This window comes from Paenibacillus sp. NMA1017 (assembly GCF_058895805.1).
Window position 1 is genome coordinate 708436 of record NZ_JBZXYR010000003.1, and the last position, 16578, is coordinate 725013.

Genomic DNA, 16578 nt, shown 5'->3' on the forward strand with positions numbered 1-16578 from the left:
TTCGTGCATGTTAATCGAGTGAAATTTACTATTCCTCATGTGTATCAGGGGTGTCGGAGTTACTCTCCAAAAGCTCGCTTTGTGAAGAGGTGAACAGTTCCTTCAATATGCGATAAGCTTTATTTTGCCCCGCTTCATTCTGCTGGGAAAGGATATGAACGCATTCCCAAATCCAGGGTTGACTTTTGAGTTTTTCATATGGATTATAGTCAAAAAATGCGAATACGTTTGTGTCCAGTGCCTCGGCTATCTTCTCCAAAGTTTTGATCTGCACATTGACCTCACCACGTTCCAACTTCCCTATATAGGAGCCTGTTGAATCGGATGCTTCTGCCAGTTGCTCTTGTGTAATATCACGCAATTTTCGAAATTGGCGAATTTTCGTTCCTATGAGTTTCGTCGTTTCCATAGACCTCCACACTCCTATAGTATGAGTGTAGACAAAGGTAGATCAGGCGTGGAGGTAATTGAATTACCTGAATTATGTACCTTTTAGTCTTTGTGAGAACTATTTAATAAACATCAAATTCCAAAATATATTAAAACAGTGTAGAAAAGGGGTTGACCGTCATCCAATTTATTCATATAATTTCTAGTATATTGTAATTGATTGTCGAGGAGGGTGATTTTTTAAAATCATCTGAATACGCCGGGGGTGTTTTTATTGGAAAATGCAACCACGATCCGTTCGGAAATTGAGAAAGAACTAAAACTTGGTGGCTACACTTTTAATAGTTTTGGACAAGCTACGGGGCTTAACCGGGGCATATTTAGTGCTATGCTTAACGGCAATCCGCCTAAACCTATCTCGGTAAGACAAATGGACTTGATTACCAAGGCGTTTAATTATCCAGAGGGCTGGTTGTATGACCTGTATGTGGATGAATGTTTTTATGATGGAAGACCACATTGGAAAAGGGTCAAGCCGTTCCTAATTCGTTGTGTTGAAGTGGGAAACCTGCGATGCGTAGAGAAAGTGCTCTCACGCTTAATGGAAGATCTTAACCACATTCCAACAATCTTTGCTTTGGCAGAGGAGTTGTACGAAGGGGAGAAGCTGCAAGAGGCAATTCCATTCTATGAATGTGTCATTGAAAATGAAAAGTATCAGCATTCTGAGAGATTGGCGATAAGCCATTATAAATTGTTTGTTGCTTCTGTGGGTCAAGATCTGGAGAAAAATTTGGAATCTGTTCTGAGATTTATTCCTTATCGCAATCGCCTACCAGAGAGTTATCAGCTAGATGGGCTTTTAAAAATTATCAATATATATTTTTATCTACATAAATGGGACAGCGTAGAGAAGTATGGAGATGAGTTGTGTACTCTCGCCAAAACTGTTTATTTAAATCGATATGAAAATAATAATACTAAAAGACGTGTTAAGGACGAATTTAAAACAGAGAAAAATCTTGTTTTTTATTACGGATACGGATATTTATCTAAATCTACAGCTCTCCAAAAAATGGAGAAATTTGAGGAAGCACAATCTTATATTAAATATTATGCGGATTTAAGTTGGTTCAAAGGACTTAACTCAGAAGGCGAGCAATATGTAAAGATGTTCAGTCTTTGGGCAAAAGCAAACTCTTATACACTTGATATGCTTTTAGGAAAAAGAGATGTTTTAGTAGAATATATTTCTTTTCTCAATCAACATCCGGAAGAGAAATTATCTGGTCTTTTAACTATCTTGGAATCAGCTAACAAATATAACTTCTCGGTAGATTATGTACTTGAAAGTTTTTCAGCAGAGATTGATCAGTTCAAGTTTCTTGATGATGTAAAGAATAGAAACTATTATTGTTGTTTTTTATACCAAAGGGCAATTTATGAGTATAAAAGTAATAGCTTGGAGAAAGGAACAAACTATGTTCTGGACTGTCTTGCACTTTCATTAACTAGTCGGAATGATAGTGACTTTAAACAATGTGTTGCGTTGTTTGAGGTTTACAGAGAATTTGCTACTTATGAACAAACAAAGAGATACGAAAATATAATTAAGGAGGTGAATATCTATGAAAAAAGGTTATTTGGTGGTACTAGCCTTAGGTATTCTATTTTTTAGTATATTCCCTTTCTATAATCCAAGCAGTGTAGGAAGTTCTAATGGAATTATATTATTTAATCATGGCATGGGTTGAATTTGTATAGATGTGTATAATTCATAGAACAGAATCACTGTTCTCGAAGCCAATTCATTTGAATTGGCTTTTTTGATTCATCCCGTTAAAGGGATGAATTGGGTTTTATTATATTTTTAACCTGTAGGGAAGGTATCAGCTTGTAAACTAATGTAAATACCACACCGAACAGGAGGTTTATTGATGTGAAATGGCAACAATTGGAGGACTGCATCGAAGAAAAGCGGAAGGAATTAAATGATTTGGCGAATGAGGTGGGATTGAAGGATCGACGGGTGTTAATTAAGTCCATGGAGTTGGATCGACTCCTTAATAAGTACAGCGACTGGAAATATAGCTATCGTAGACAACAGAGCATACCCCAAAGTTCACAAATACAAGAGAAGCAACACGAGCTTGTCCTATCTTATTGATTTTCAAGTATCATGACAAGATAAAACCTAACTTCACCAGGGCTTCTAATACATAGTGGGATATAGAATAAACAAAATAATCTCTATTGCATCTCGTACGCCGCTCTTATCCACGTTGTTCGTACGGTTTATTGTTCTGCGTCTACATCAGAGGGGAAGCCATGTAACATGAAGATATGTATCTAAAAAACCTCCCGATTCACGTTATTGCGTGACTCAGGAGGTTTTTGGGTTTTACTGTTGAAGTTGGCGTAGTACGGTGATTTCGACACGGCGGTTTTTTTGTCGTCCAGCTTCGGTGCTATTGTCACCAACTGGCCGGGTATCTGCATAACCCGCATACTGAAATCCTGAGGGTGAAAGTTGCTCTCTGTCGAGAAAGAATCGGAGTACAGATAGTGCCCGTGCGCCGGAAAGCTCCCAGTTGTCCTTATACGTCGATGAGTTCGAGGAACGAGTGAAAGGAATGTTGTCCGTATGGCCCTCAATGCTAATCGGTGTTTTCAAATCTCGAAACAGACTGGCCAACTTGGATAGTGTGTTGGCAGAGCCTTGTTTGAGTGCAGCTCTACCTTGATCGAATAAAAAGCGGTCATTCAGCGTAATGACAATACCACGCGGCTGATCTGACACAAAAATCTGGTTTTCCAGCTTGTTGTCCGTAATATATTCTTGAATGACACCCATTAAATTTTGCAGCTCTTTTTCCTGCGTGCGGAATGCTTGTTCACGTTCGGTTAGCTTTGTCGATCCAGCTTCCTTTTTATCGGCTGCTGGTTGCTTGGTCGTGGGTGGATTCTTGCTGGTGTAACGATCGGCAGTACCTGTAATGCCCGAACCTTGCTCCAAAATAGAATCTCCCTTGTGGAACGTATCCTGGAGGGATTGAACAACGACATCATATTTTTTAGCATCCAGACTACTCATGGCATACATCACAACGAAAAATATGAGCAGCAGGGTAATCAGATCGGCATAGGTAATCATCCAGCGGTCACGATGGTCTCCGCCGCCTCCTTGACCCCCACGGCGCTTACCGCGCGCTCTCATGGAAGTCCTCCTTTGGAGAAGCGTCCTCTGTGCGTGAGCGACGAGGCGGTTTGCGATCTATATTTTGCTCTGAGCGGATAAAGAACTCCAACTTTTTGCGCACAAGCTTTGGATTCTCTCCGTTTTGGATAGCCAGAATTCCTTGCAGCAGCAAATCCATCGTGATAATTTCACTCTCACTGACTGCTCTTATTTTGGATGCGATGGGCAGGAAGATCAGGTTGGCGCTAGCAACGCCGTATAGTGTTGCGATAAAAGCAACAGCAATGGACGGACCAAGCGCAGTAGGCTCGGTCAGGCTGCCCAGTACATGGATCAGGCCCATGACAGTACCGATAATCCCCATCGTAGGGGCATAACCGCCTGCGGATTCGAATATTTTGGCGTACCCTTCATGTTTGTGTTCAATGGCATCTAACTCAAGCTCTAAAATCTGTTTGATCTGCTCCTGCTCGGTGCCGTCGATGACCAACTGAAGACCTTCACGCAAAAATGCATTCGGATGCTCTGATGAAGTACGCTCTAGCGCAAGCACACCGGATCGGCGTGAGGTGGCAGCCATGGAAACCAAATCTTCTATATATTGCTTCGTAGGATTCTCCTCACGGCTAAATGCCATCCGTAGAGCGGTGGGGATCGTCTTCAGCTTGGAAGCTGGGTAGCTGATTACAACTGCGGCGAAAGTTCCCCCAAATACAATTAGAGCCGATGTACCTTGAAGCAGCCCTGTAAATTCGCCACCTTCCCATAAGAAGCCACCGATTAATGCTATGATTCCTGCGATGATGCCCAATACGATGGTGATATCCAAAATTTAATTCACTCCTATTCAAGACTTATCGTTTGCATCCACGGTAAGAAAGAGGTATAATACGGGAACAAACATTCTTATCCAACCATATTTCCCAAGTATCATTGCTCGGGAAATATCGACATAGAGTAACAGATAAAGACGTTAAAGCTCGACTGGTGTAAAATCATGATGTTTCCATTTTAGACGATAAGGGTGATGCAGGGCAATGAGTGATATCGTTGTTAGCGATAAGACTTTTGAAATTCAGTCGGAATTCCAACCTCAAGGCGATCAGCCTCAGGCCATTTTTGAATTGGTAGAGGGAATTGCAGAAGGAAAGAAGCATCAAACGCTATTGGGTGCTACGGGAACAGGTAAGACGTTTACCATCGCACAGACCATTGCCAAATTGAATCGGCCTACGCTGGTTATTGCACATAATAAGACTTTGGCTGCTCAACTGGCGAGTGAGTTTAAAGAGTTTTTTCCGAATAACTCCGTCGATTATTTTGTCAGCTACTATGATTATTATCAACCGGAAGCATACATCCCGTCTTCCGATACGTATATTGAGAAGGATTCCAGCATCAATGAGGAGATTGATAAACTTCGCCACTCAGCGACAAGCTCTCTGTTTGAGCGTCGTGACGTTATTATTGTAGCGAGTGTCTCCTGTATTTATGGTTTGGGTTCCCCCAAAGAATATTCAAGCCTGCTGCTTTCGCTTAGAGTCGGCATGGAGAAACCCCGCAATCAGATTTTGTCCCGCTTGGTCGATATTCAATATCAGCGGAACGATATCAACTTCGTGCGGGGTACTTTCCGTGTACGGGGGGATGTTGTTGAGATATTCCCGGCTTCCCATGGGGAACACGCTATACGTGTAGAACTGTTTGGGGATGAAATTGAACGAATTACCGAGATTAATGTGCTTACGGGTGAATTGATCGGTGAACGTGATCATATTGCCATTTTCCCGGCATCTCACTTCGTTACTCATGAGGATACGATGAAGGTAGCATTGGTCAACATTGAACGTGAACTTGAAGAGCGGTTAGCAGAGTTGAAGGAGCAAGGGAAGCTGTTAGAGGCGCAACGTTTGGAGCAACGTACCCGCTATGATATCGAGATGATGAAAGAGGTTGGCTTTTGTTCCGGCGTCGAGAATTATTCAGGTCCACTGACATTCCGCGAGCGAGGAGCAACACCATATACGCTGATGGATTATTTTCCGGATGATATGCTGATCGTCATCGACGAGTCCCATGTTACATTGCCACAGATTCGTGCCATGTATAACGGTGACCAAGCACGTAAGAATGTACTGGTGGAACATGGTTTTCGTCTGCCATCTGCATTGGATAATCGCCCGTTGAAGTTTGAAGAGTTCGAGGACAAGGTAAGTCAGATCGTCTATGTATCGGCTACTCCAGGACCCTATGAGATGGAGAAATGCGAAACGATGGTACAGCAGATTATTCGTCCTACCGGGCTTCTTGATCCAATTATTGAGGTGCGTCCGAGCAAGGGGCAGATTGACGATCTTATTAATGAAATACGGCTTCGCATAGAACGTGAAGAACGGGTGCTGGTGACCACACTTACGAAGAAGATGTCTGAAGATTTGACTGACTATTTAAAAGAAGTAGGCATCAAGGTTCGGTATATGCACTCCGAGATTAAGACGTTGGAGCGGATGGCTATTTTGCGGGATCTTCGTCTAGGGACCTTCGACGTGCTAATCGGGATCAACTTGTTGCGGGAAGGCCTTGATTTGCCGGAAGTATCGCTGGTCGCGATTTTGGATGCGGACAAAGAAGGCTTCCTGCGTTCTGAGCGCTCTCTGATACAGACGATCGGACGGGCAGCACGGAACAGTGACGGTCGTGTTATTATGTACGGCGATAAGATTACCGATTCTATGGATAAAGCGATAAAGGAAACGGAACGTCGTCGTGCGATCCAAATTCAGTATAATGAAGAACATGGGATTACCCCGCAAACGATTCGTAAAAAGATTCGTGATGTTATTGAAGCAACCAAGGTGGCAGAGTCTAAGAATGATTACCTTCCTAATGAGACGGGTAAACTTTCCAAGAAGGAGCGTCAATCACTCATTCAGCGTCTGGAAGCAGAGATGAAAGACGCCGCCAAGAACCTACAGTTCGAGCGGGCAGCCGAGCTGCGTGATGCTTTGCTGGAGTTGCGGGCTGATTAAACATTGAGAATAAGCTAGAAGCAAAACATATGAAAATAAAAAGTTTGATTGCTTTGCTTTTAAAAATAGTGAGGGCGGCCTATGCGGTCGTTCTCTTTGCGATATATCACTTCCATGGGATAATCCAATGCGATATAGCATGACGTGAACTACGGTTAAGGAGATGAAACATTTGGCGAATGAAAGCATCATCATCAAAGGCGCACGCGCGCATAATCTCAAAAATATTGACGTGACGATTCCACGGGACAAATTTGTCGTCCTGACAGGGCTTAGTGGCTCAGGTAAATCGTCACTGGCTTTCGATACGATCTATGCGGAAGGACAGCGACGGTATGTGGAATCTTTATCTGCGTATGCTCGTCAATTCCTCGGGCAAATGGAGAAACCAGACGTTGATTCGATTGACGGTCTGTCTCCTGCCATTTCCATTGATCAAAAAACGACAAGTCGGAATCCGCGTTCTACCGTCGGAACGGTTACCGAAATCTATGACTACCTGCGGTTGTTGTTTGCCCGGGTGGGTCATCCTCACTGTCCTGAGCATGGCATTGAAATCACTTCACAGACCGTTGAACAGATGGTAGACCGCATTTTGCAGTATCCTGAAAAGACAAGACTGCAAATTCTGGCTCCGTTGGTATCCGGCCGCAAAGGTGAGCATAAAACACTGTTCACGGATATAGCCAAGCAGGGCTTTGTGCGGGTACGTGTGAATGGCGAACTGCGTGAATTGTCTGAGAAGATTGAGCTGGAAAAGAACAAGAAGCACTCGATTGAAGTGGTCGTAGACCGGATCGTAGTCAAGGAAGATGTGCGTGCGCGTCTGTCTGACTCTATTGAGACGGCACTGAATCTTTCAGGTGGGCAGTTGCTTGTAGACATTATGGGGCAAGAGGAGTTGCGGTTCAGCTCCAACTTTGCATGCCCTATTTGTGGATTCAGCATTGATGAACTGTCTCCAAGAATGTTTTCCTTCAATAGTCCGTTCGGTGCATGTCCGGATTGTGATGGGTTAGGAGTTAAAATGGTGGTTGACCCTGATTTGCTCATTCCCGATCCTGAAAAAAGTGTGGAGGATGGGGCGTTTCAGGCATGGAGTGGGGGAACTTCCACTTATTATCCTCAATTTTTACAGTCAGTATGCGAGCACTACGGTATTCCACAGGACATTCCTGTTAGTCAATTGACGACAGAACAAATGAACCTCATTTTACATGGAACGGGTGAGCAGAAGATCCGTTTCCGCTATGAGAATGATTTTGGTCAACGTAAGGAAGCCTATGTGACCTTCGAGGGGATTATCCCAAATCTGGAGCGGCGTTATCGTGATACGGCTTCTGAGGGTATACGTGAATTTATTGAAGGCTTTATGAGTGCAAAGCCATGTAACACCTGTAAGGGACACCGACTGAAAAAAGAAAGCCTGTCGGTAACCATTCAAGAGCGTAATATTGCTTATGTGACAGCTTTGTCTATCGGTGAAGCCTCAAACTTTTTCCATACACTGGAGCTGAGTGAGAAGGAGAAGTCGATTGCTAATCTCATTTTAAAAGAAATTAACAGCCGACTGGGATTCCTCGTTAACGTTGGTCTGGAATACCTGACTTTAAGCCGTGCGGCAGGCACATTGTCAGGCGGTGAGGCACAGCGTATCCGACTGGCGACACAGATCGGGTCCAGTCTGATGGGTGTGCTTTATATTTTGGACGAGCCTAGTATCGGGCTGCATCAGCGAGATAATGACCGTCTGATTAGTGCTTTGGAGCATATGCGGAATCTTGGCAATACCTTGATCGTGGTGGAGCATGACGAAGATACGATGATGGCGGCGGACTATATCATTGATATCGGGCCGGGAGCTGGAATCCATGGTGGGATGATTATGTCGCAGGGGACCCCGCAGGAAGTCATGGAAGACCCGAATTCCTTAACCGGGCAGTATTTGAGCGGACGCAAGTTCATTCCGGTCAATACCGAGCGGCGCAAGCCTGCTGATAAGTGGCTGGAGATTCGCGGAGCCAAGGAGAACAATCTCAAAAATGTGAATGTCAAAATTCCGTTGGGTGTTTTCTCAGCTGTTACTGGTGTATCCGGCTCTGGAAAATCGACGTTGGTCAACGAAATTTTGTACAAAACGTTGGCGCGTGATCTGAACCGGGCGAGAGTACGTCCAGGGCAGCATAAAGAAATTCGCGGGCTAGAACATATCGAAAAGGTTGTTGAGATCGATCAATCGCCAATTGGCCGTACACCTCGTTCCAATCCTGCAACGTATACTGGTGTATTTGATGATATTCGTGACTTATTCTCGCAGACGAACGAGGCCAAAGTACGAGGCTACAAGAAAGGCCGCTTTAGCTTTAACGTTAAGGGAGGCCGTTGTGAAGCATGTAGAGGCGACGGTATTATCAAGATTGAGATGCATTTTCTGCCGGATGTGTACGTTCCATGCGAAGTGTGCAAAGGCAAGCGTTATAACCGGGAGACCCTGGAGGTTAAATACAAAGGCAAAAGTATTGCCAATGTGCTGGAGATGACGGTAGAGGATGCGACGGAGTTTTTTGAAAATATTCCGAAGATTCATCGCAAGATTCAGACGCTGATGGATGTAGGTTTGGGATATATCAAGCTGGGTCAGCCTGCGACTACTTTGTCTGGCGGTGAAGCACAGCGTGTGAAGCTGGCCTCTGAATTGTATCGTCGCAGCACAGGTAAAACCATTTATATTTTGGACGAGCCGACAACCGGTCTGCATGTTCACGATATTGACCGATTATTGACGGTGCTGCATCGTTTGGTTGATTCAGGAGAGACGGTGCTGGTCATTGAACATAATCTGGATGTGATTAAAACAGCCGATTATCTGATTGATTTGGGACCGGAAGGCGGAAGTGGCGGTGGAACGATCTTGGCTACCGGGACACCGGAGCAACTCGTGAAAGTCGAAGAATCCTATACAGGTCGATACTTAAAGCCGATCCTTGAACGGGATACAGAGCGTAGCCAAGCGCTTCAGACAGTCGATCTATAGATACCGTTTAACGTACGCTTTAAAAGCCCTGCACAGGCAGGAAGGCAGAATACGAACTACTGTATTGATGCCTTCGCCTTGGCAGGGTTTTATTTTTTTTGTAAAAAAAGAAAACTTTTATCAAATTCCTGCGTTAAAGCATGTGACACGTAGTTTACCAAGCGCTGGAATAATAAATCTATACGTATATTCATCGACAGAAAGTCTCTGAGTAGTCTCTAAATTTTGGAGTTTTGGATGTTTAGGCTCGGACTTGAAGAGGTAAATATATAAATCGTCATAGCATCATACAAAGTTCCGTGCCCACGTGACACCATTACAAGTTGAAGCGAAACCGTCTCTAGTTTTATCACATCTAAGGTTCATACAACATCTCTGAGGAAGTCATGAAGGGAGCTGGAACGCTTGAAGGTTAAGCAAAGTAGAGTTTTACGTACACGTGTGTATACATGGGCAGCAGGAGCTGCTTTGGCGGCATGCTTGATGGGATATAGTGCTGCACCGTCCTATGCTTCCGAGGTGTCCGAGGCGTTTGTGCCCAAACAAGCCGAAATCGAAACAAGTGCGGCCATTGGCAGTATTAAGGATTTAGGAAACGCTCACAATTACATTCAACCCACAGCGAATGGTGGGTTTTTAACGCTGAACGTCGAGGACGATACAGAAGCAAGTGTAGTACACGTCACATATGGCAAGCTGGACAGTTCTGTGGAGGCTGTATGGAAACATCAGCAGGACCTGAACGTACAACCTGGAACAAGCAGCAGGGGAGTCCAGCGGGAGACGTCGGATGGGGGCTTGCTGTTTCTGATTGATTATACAAAACCGAACGGAATACGAGATTTGCAGGTTTCACGATTGGACGAGGATGGAAACGCCTTGTGGTCCAAAACATTACCCACAGATGGCTTGATATCTCATAGGCAGGATTCTCAGGTTGGTTTGGAGCCGCTGGAGGATGGCAGTTTCCTGGTCTCCTATCTAAACCTTGCGGAGCAGTCCTTCACTGTAATCAAATACACTGAAACTGGCGATATACAATGGAATCGAACGACGGCCGGAGTGACCTCGGGTTGGCTGGTCGGCAATCACAATGGATATTATGCGCTTTTGAACAGCTCAGATGGTCCCGTTGGGGTACAAGCAGATGTATATGGTCGCGATATCCGTGACATCCATCTGGACTTAGGATCAGGTAAAGAAATTACCGCGGTACGTGAGTTGCCGAGCGGTCATATTGCTGTAACAGGGCTTAAAGGAAACAGCAAGCGTACACAGGTGCTAAGTAATGGTCTGCAATTATTTAGTAATACAGAGGACTACGCGGCTGACCGGGTGTATCTGCCTGAGGAGCAGTTGTATGTCCAGTTCAGTGATCAATATGATCCATTGGGTAAAACCACGAAGATGCATGGTATCACCATTACAGGCTTGAAAGGAAACGGTACGAAGGTGTGGGAAACGAGGACTCATTATAAGGAGGATAATTCCTTCGGCATCCGGTATGATACGGGATTGATATATAAGATACCTTCAGGCTACGCGGTGGTGACATCTACAACAGGCGCTCATAAACCTACAGTACTCGATTTTGCGAAAATATTGATACCGGAGTAATCCGGTGTCTTTTTTTGTGAAAGTGAGGGAAACGATATTGCCGGGCTCTATGACGATAAGAAACAGCCTGCTTGTATATGTGATACAAGCAGGCTGTTAATAGACTCTATATTTAGGATGCAACATGGCTGGACTGTAAAATAGAAGACAGCTTTTCCTGGAAAGTCGGAATACCTACACGCTGTACATATGCGTAAAAGCTTTCGCCAGCGCTCCTGTTTTCTTTGTAGAACAGAATGAGCTCTGCCAGTACAGGTCCAACCTGATCCCCGCGTACGCGACCTTTGAGCGCCTTGTTGAACTGGGCGCCTGCTCCAAGCGCTCCGCCGACAGCGATGTCGAACGCGTCGACCAAGCCTTCCGGTGTCTTTATGAGCGAGCCTTGCAGACCAATGTCCGCAATATGCTTTTGACCGCAGGAATTCGGACAGCCGATAAAATGAATGCGCACCTTTTCATCCAATTGTACGTGCTGATCCAAATACTCGGCAACGTCAACCGCCCGTTTTTTGGTTTCCACAATCGCCAGATTGCAAAACTCATTTCCTGTGCACGATACCGTACGACTCATAAAATGCTTGGGCTGAGGTGTCAGGCGTTGCAGCACGGGAGCTTCCAGTAGTTCATCCACTTGGTCATTCGGCACGCCGCTCAGCAAAATATTTTGCGACATCGTGGTACGAATCTGGCCATCGCCATAGCGGTCAGCCAGGTCGGCCAGTTCATACAACTCGTCAGCACTAAGACGACCGACAGGCACGTTCAGACCGACATAGTTCAGGCCTTTTTGGGCTTGAGGATGCACACCGTCAAAATAGGCGGCTTGCCAGCCAATCGTTTTGTCCTCGCCTCGTCCGGGCATTTCACCGATGTACTCGGTGAGCTTAGCCAGAAATTTGTCCGGGCCCCAATCGGCAACGAGGAATTTCAAGCGGGCATGGTGCCGCTTCTCCCGATAGCCATAATCACGGAAAATGGTGGTGACAGCAATAGCAACCTTCAGCACTTCCTCAGGGCGAACAAACAAATCCAGCGACTGTGCCATATGCGGCTTGGCGGACAAACCTCCACCAACCATCACATGGAAGCCGATCACTTCTTTTCCGTCGAGGATCTTGGTAGCCGGAGTGAAGGACAGGTCGTTAATTTCAGCCTGTGCATTGTTGTACGTATTACCGGAGATCGACATTTTGTACTTGCGCGGCAGGTTGGAGAAGTCTCGATTCAATAAGAAAAAACGGTTTACTTCATCTACAATCTCTTGGGTATCCACCAATTCATTGGGATCGATGCCAGCCAGCGGATTACCAACAATGGTACGCGGGCAGTCTCCACAGGCTTCAAAGGAATACAAGTTGACTTTTTCCAGTCTTTCGAAAATATCAGGCAAGCTTTCGACCGTCAGCCAGTGAAATTGAATCGCCTGGCGAGTGGTGACATCCACAAGACCGCGTCCGTATAGCGCGGATATGTCTGCCAATGCATGTGCCTGTGCTGAAGTCATAATCCCTGTGTTGATGCGGACTCGCATCATGAAATGACCATCTTTGGGCTTTTGCTGATATACCCCAGCCCATTTGAAACGGTCCATATCGTCCGCAGAGATCGAGTCATAGCCCTCGTTGGCATAGTTTTCGATAATGGTACGGATAACGTCGAGACCGTCCTTTTCCAGCTTGACCAACTCGAATTTGTTAAGCTTATCGGGATGAGCGTTCCAGATTGGTTCGTAGGCCATTCTTTTAACCTCCTTCATGTGCTTATTTATACTTTAGTGTTTTGGATAGAGGACTCATGATTTTATTCTTTATTTCCGACAATAAAACTAAGATATAATGTGATGGTATCATAGTTGGTTATGCCCGTAAACGAAGGAATGACCTAAACGGTATAACGATTATTTATCGTTTTTGCTTATTTTTTTGATATAAGGATTTGGAAAATTTATAATATAAATAGCATGAGAGGACAGGGATGTAGCAAACGGCGCCTTTTAGAAAAAGATAGGGCTTAAAGCGATTGTATACGTGTCCCCTCTATGGTAGATTTGGACTAACTGATAGAACAGGGTCATGTAAGAGAGGAAATGGTGAGTATATGCGTAAGATGGGGAAAAGGGCAGTTGTTCTGGCTTTGGGCAGCGCTCTATGTGTTTCTGGAACGGCAGGTGCAGCCAGCAGTGGAACTGCGTTAAAGGCCAAAGTCATTAATGGTGGGGTCTATGTTAACGTAAGCGATATGAATAAAGCATTAGGAACCAGCGGCGCATATAACAGCGCAAATGGTACATATACGTTATCGGCCGATCGTGTGCCACAGGTTGTTAAAAATGTATCTCCTTCTGTGGTCGGTATCATTGGCCGTTCAGCCACGGGAGAGACCGTAGCGGGAGGAGATCGCTACAATCTGGCTCACGGCACGGGTGTCATCATTCGTACAGATGGATGGATTGTGACGAATGCACATGTTATCGAAGGATTAGGTGATGCCGTGGTCGTAACCTCGGACGGAAAATCTTACGGAATCACCGACAGCTACAGCGATCCGATCAGTGATTTGGCATTAGTCAAAATCAAGGCAAGCGGCCTCAAACCCGCCACCTTGGCAGCTTCAACGAACAGTCTACAGGTAGGTGAGCAGGTAGTGGCTATTGGTACGCCTATATCCTTTTCACTTCGCAATTCGGCAACCTCAGGTGTTGTTAGCGGGCTGAACCGTGGTGTCAACGCTGCTTATCGTTTGATCCAAAGTGATACCGCGATCAATCCTGGTAACAGCGGCGGTCCGCTGGTCAATCTTAAGGGTGAGGTCATCGGGATTAATACGATGAAATTCTCGGCGGTCGGCATTGAAAATATGGGTTTTTCGATTCCGTCGGATACGGTGAAATATGTCATCGGCCAATTTTTCAAATACGGAGAGGTTCGGCGCGCCAGTCTTGGCCTGGGTCTGGAAGAGAGCTGGTCAGCTATCGTCGGATTACCTACTGAGGATCCTTTGAAAGTTACGAAAATTACTTCAGCCAATGCCGTTCAGGCCAAAATCAAGGAAGGCGATGAGCTGTATAGTATTAACGGTAAGCGTGTAGCTTCAGCCATTGACGTCAATGAGCTGCTTAAAAACTATCAACCGGGTCAAACGGTGAGTGTACTTATGCAGTCGGACGGTGATATTGTGAAGCGCAAGCTAGTACTGACACAGGATAATGGTGAAATCTATGAGTCCATTCAGTCTGGAGAAGATGGTGAAGATTCGAACGGTTCGGAAGCCGCTGAAGATGGCGGCATAGCGCTTCCTAAGGAAACATCGGAGCCAGCTCAAGGGGCAACTACTGGAAAGTGAACAATAACGGCTCTTGAATCTATAAAATAAAGCTAAAGGGAGATTTACTGTGAAGCATATTCAAAGAAAAATGATGCGTAAGCTGGGGGTCGGCGCTGTCGCATTGTCCCTTCTGCTTTCCGCTTTGCCAGCAGTTGCAGCAGATCATGATAAAACCATGCTGGAATTGCGGTTGCAAAGCGGCAGCAATACAGCCATCGTGAACGGCCAAAATGCCAATATTACGAAGCCCTATTCCAAAAGTGGTGCATTGATGGTTCCGGCGGGTGTGTTTAAAAAGGCATTTAACAGCAAAATTCGATTGGCTGAAGATAATGTGGTTAAAATCACCAGCGGAACTCATGTTGTGTCGCTAACCATCGGTAGCCGTACAGCATGGGTGAGAGGTCACAAGGTAACACTTCCAGCTCCACCGGAAATGTCATCAGGTATCCTCATGGTGCCTCTGCGTCAAGTAGCAGAAGGGCTTGGCGGTAAGTTGGAGAAGAACGGTGCCGGCATCATTATTCGGATGGAAGCACAAGAAGAGGCGGGCACGGTAGCTGAAGAGACACCGAACATTGATAATGATGAGGGCAAGACACAGATCGGGAACAGTTACTATGATTGGTCCATGAACTATCCAACAGGGCTCGTCATCGGTCAGGGAGGTGGAGATGAGAGTATCTCCACTTTTATGGATGAGAACAGTGCCTACTATATGGAAGTGCACACAGCGTCACAGCCGGTTCCACTGAATGCGGACGATCTGTTGCAACAATTAGTGCAGGCAGCCAAGGAAACGGGAGAAACTGTGATCGATCGAAAATCCTTCCCGAAAGCGAAGGTACCTTATGCTCGTGTCATTACGAAGGATGGGGACGGCGTATTGTGGGAAAATCGTCAGTACTATGACAACGGACGATTGTATGTAGTTTATTTTTCCGATGCTAAAGCAACGAATTATAAAGATCTGGCCCAGTATGCGGGACTGCTAAATTCCTTCAAAACCTCCTTTAATGCGCAGGATAAAAGTATTAAAGACTTGTCTACTGTTGTAGGAGGCACACGCGAGGCAGGGAATCCAGACTACGGTGTGTCACTCAGCATACCCGCAGGCTGGAAAATGGACGATCAACGGATGCAATATGAAAGTAATGATGGATCGAGCTTCCGCATGAAAATAACCTCGGCTCCAGCGGATGGAAAATTGGAGAACTGGGGCCAGCAACTGCAAAAATGGCTGAGCGATTCTTTTGTGTCTACGGCTTATGAAGCACAGAAGACGTATCCGCTGGAGGTTGCAGGCGTTCAAGGGTTAGTACAGGAGTACCGCTATAATTTTGGCGATGGATGGGTCAAAGAGTACAATGTGCTGATTCAGCAAAATGGATACCGCTATTTGGCTGAATACGCAGTGCCTGAAAAAGTAAGCAAAGGAAATGATCAGTTCAACGCGCTCATTTCCTCGCTTCAAATCGATTTTCAAACCGTAGCGAGTAACTTTGGACAGTTGGAAGAAGACGACTATTTGACGGATAAAACGAAAACGGTCAAAAAGACGTCAAAAGCCTATGAATATACGGTGAATATCCCACGATATTGGACCGCGATTAGCGATCAATTTGAATTGGGTGATGTAGAGTACCAGTTTACCGGAGGACGTTTTTCCGTCAAAATCGACAACGACCAGTCATTTGAACTAACGGTATCCCAGCTCAAGGACTTCTATGATAAGCAAGCAAAGAACTACAAAAACCTCAAAGTTGAGGAAGTTAAGGACGTAACGTTTGCTGGTGTTCCGGCAGTGTCCTTTACATTCCATCGTATAGAGGAAGGCATTGGCTACACAGGCCACCAACTGGTTTTGGAACGTGACGGAAAAACGTATACTGTGACAACGACATTAAATGATGCGAACAACACGGCTGTACAGTCTAACGCACTGGATTCAACGTTGAATTCGTTTAATTTTGTGAAGTAGAAGG

Annotated in this window: 11 protein-coding genes; 7 read left to right on the forward strand and 4 right to left on the reverse strand. The window is 45.3% G+C overall.

All coding sequences use genetic code 11. The features are described from left to right. Nucleotides 1-28: 28 nt before the first annotated feature. Nucleotides 29-409, reverse strand: coding sequence for a helix-turn-helix domain-containing protein (locus AC5ELV_RS12030; RefSeq protein ID WP_493430368.1), 381 nt, complete (start codon nucleotides 407-409; stop codon nucleotides 29-31). Between the two features lie 255 nt (nucleotides 410-664). Between AC5ELV_RS12030 and AC5ELV_RS12035 the strand changes: the two genes are divergently transcribed. After that, on the forward strand, nucleotides 665-2068 hold the full coding sequence (locus tag AC5ELV_RS12035; protein WP_493430369.1) for a DNA-binding protein: 1404 nt from the start codon (nucleotides 665-667) through the stop codon (nucleotides 2066-2068). A gap of 261 nt (nucleotides 2069-2329) precedes the next feature. Next, entirely contained in the window at nucleotides 2330-2557 is a 228-nt protein-coding gene (locus AC5ELV_RS12040; protein ID WP_442435443.1) for a Spo0E family sporulation regulatory protein-aspartic acid phosphatase, read from the forward strand. 234 nt (nucleotides 2558-2791) lie between these two features. Here AC5ELV_RS12040 and AC5ELV_RS12045 read toward each other — a convergent pair whose 3' ends face one another. After that, on the reverse strand, nucleotides 2792-3607 hold the full coding sequence (locus tag AC5ELV_RS12045) for a flagellar motor protein MotB (protein WP_013312222.1): 816 nt from the start codon (nucleotides 3605-3607) through the stop codon (nucleotides 2792-2794). Further along, the gene (locus AC5ELV_RS12050; RefSeq protein ID WP_493430370.1) at nucleotides 3591-4418 is read right to left on the reverse strand and encodes a flagellar motor protein; all 828 of its coding nucleotides are present in this window, start codon (nucleotides 4416-4418) and stop codon (nucleotides 3591-3593) included. The genes AC5ELV_RS12045 and AC5ELV_RS12050 overlap by 17 nt, the downstream gene beginning before the upstream one ends. 208 nt (nucleotides 4419-4626) lie before the next feature. On the opposite strand from AC5ELV_RS12050, the gene uvrB reads away from it, so the two are divergent. The 3 genes from uvrB to AC5ELV_RS12065 all read left to right on the forward strand — a co-directional run bounded on the left by uvrB (nucleotide 4627) and on the right by AC5ELV_RS12065 (nucleotide 11269). Further along, complete coding sequence (gene uvrB, locus AC5ELV_RS12055; protein ID WP_493430371.1) at nucleotides 4627-6618, forward strand: excinuclease ABC subunit UvrB; 1992 nt, start codon at nucleotides 4627-4629, stop codon at nucleotides 6616-6618. A 172-nt stretch (nucleotides 6619-6790) separates the two neighbouring features. Further along, the gene (gene uvrA, locus AC5ELV_RS12060) at nucleotides 6791-9652 is read left to right on the forward strand and encodes an excinuclease ABC subunit UvrA (protein ID WP_493430372.1); all 2862 of its coding nucleotides are present in this window, start codon (nucleotides 6791-6793) and stop codon (nucleotides 9650-9652) included. A gap of 405 nt (nucleotides 9653-10057) precedes the next feature. After that, nucleotides 10058-11269, forward strand: coding sequence for a hypothetical protein (locus tag AC5ELV_RS12065; protein WP_493430373.1), 1212 nt, complete (start codon nucleotides 10058-10060; stop codon nucleotides 11267-11269). 112 nt (nucleotides 11270-11381) lie between these two features. Here AC5ELV_RS12065 and AC5ELV_RS12070 read toward each other — a convergent pair whose 3' ends face one another. Then, nucleotides 11382-13007 carry a nitrite/sulfite reductase gene (locus tag AC5ELV_RS12070; RefSeq protein ID WP_493430374.1) on the reverse strand — a complete coding sequence of 542 codons (1626 nt, stop codon included), beginning with the start codon at nucleotides 13005-13007 and terminating at the stop codon, nucleotides 11382-11384. 359 nt (nucleotides 13008-13366) lie between these two features. Here AC5ELV_RS12070 and AC5ELV_RS12075 point away from each other — a divergent pair, with 359 nt between their 5' ends. After that, nucleotides 13367-14611 (forward strand): S1C family serine protease, encoded by a 1245-nt coding sequence (locus tag AC5ELV_RS12075; RefSeq protein ID WP_493430375.1) that lies wholly within the window; start codon nucleotides 13367-13369, stop codon nucleotides 14609-14611. Nucleotides 14612-14660: 49 nt separating this feature from the next. Continuing rightward, the gene (locus AC5ELV_RS12080) at nucleotides 14661-16574 is read left to right on the forward strand and encodes a stalk domain-containing protein (RefSeq protein ID WP_493430376.1); all 1914 of its coding nucleotides are present in this window, start codon (nucleotides 14661-14663) and stop codon (nucleotides 16572-16574) included. The last annotated feature ends 4 nt before the right edge of the window (nucleotides 16575-16578 follow it).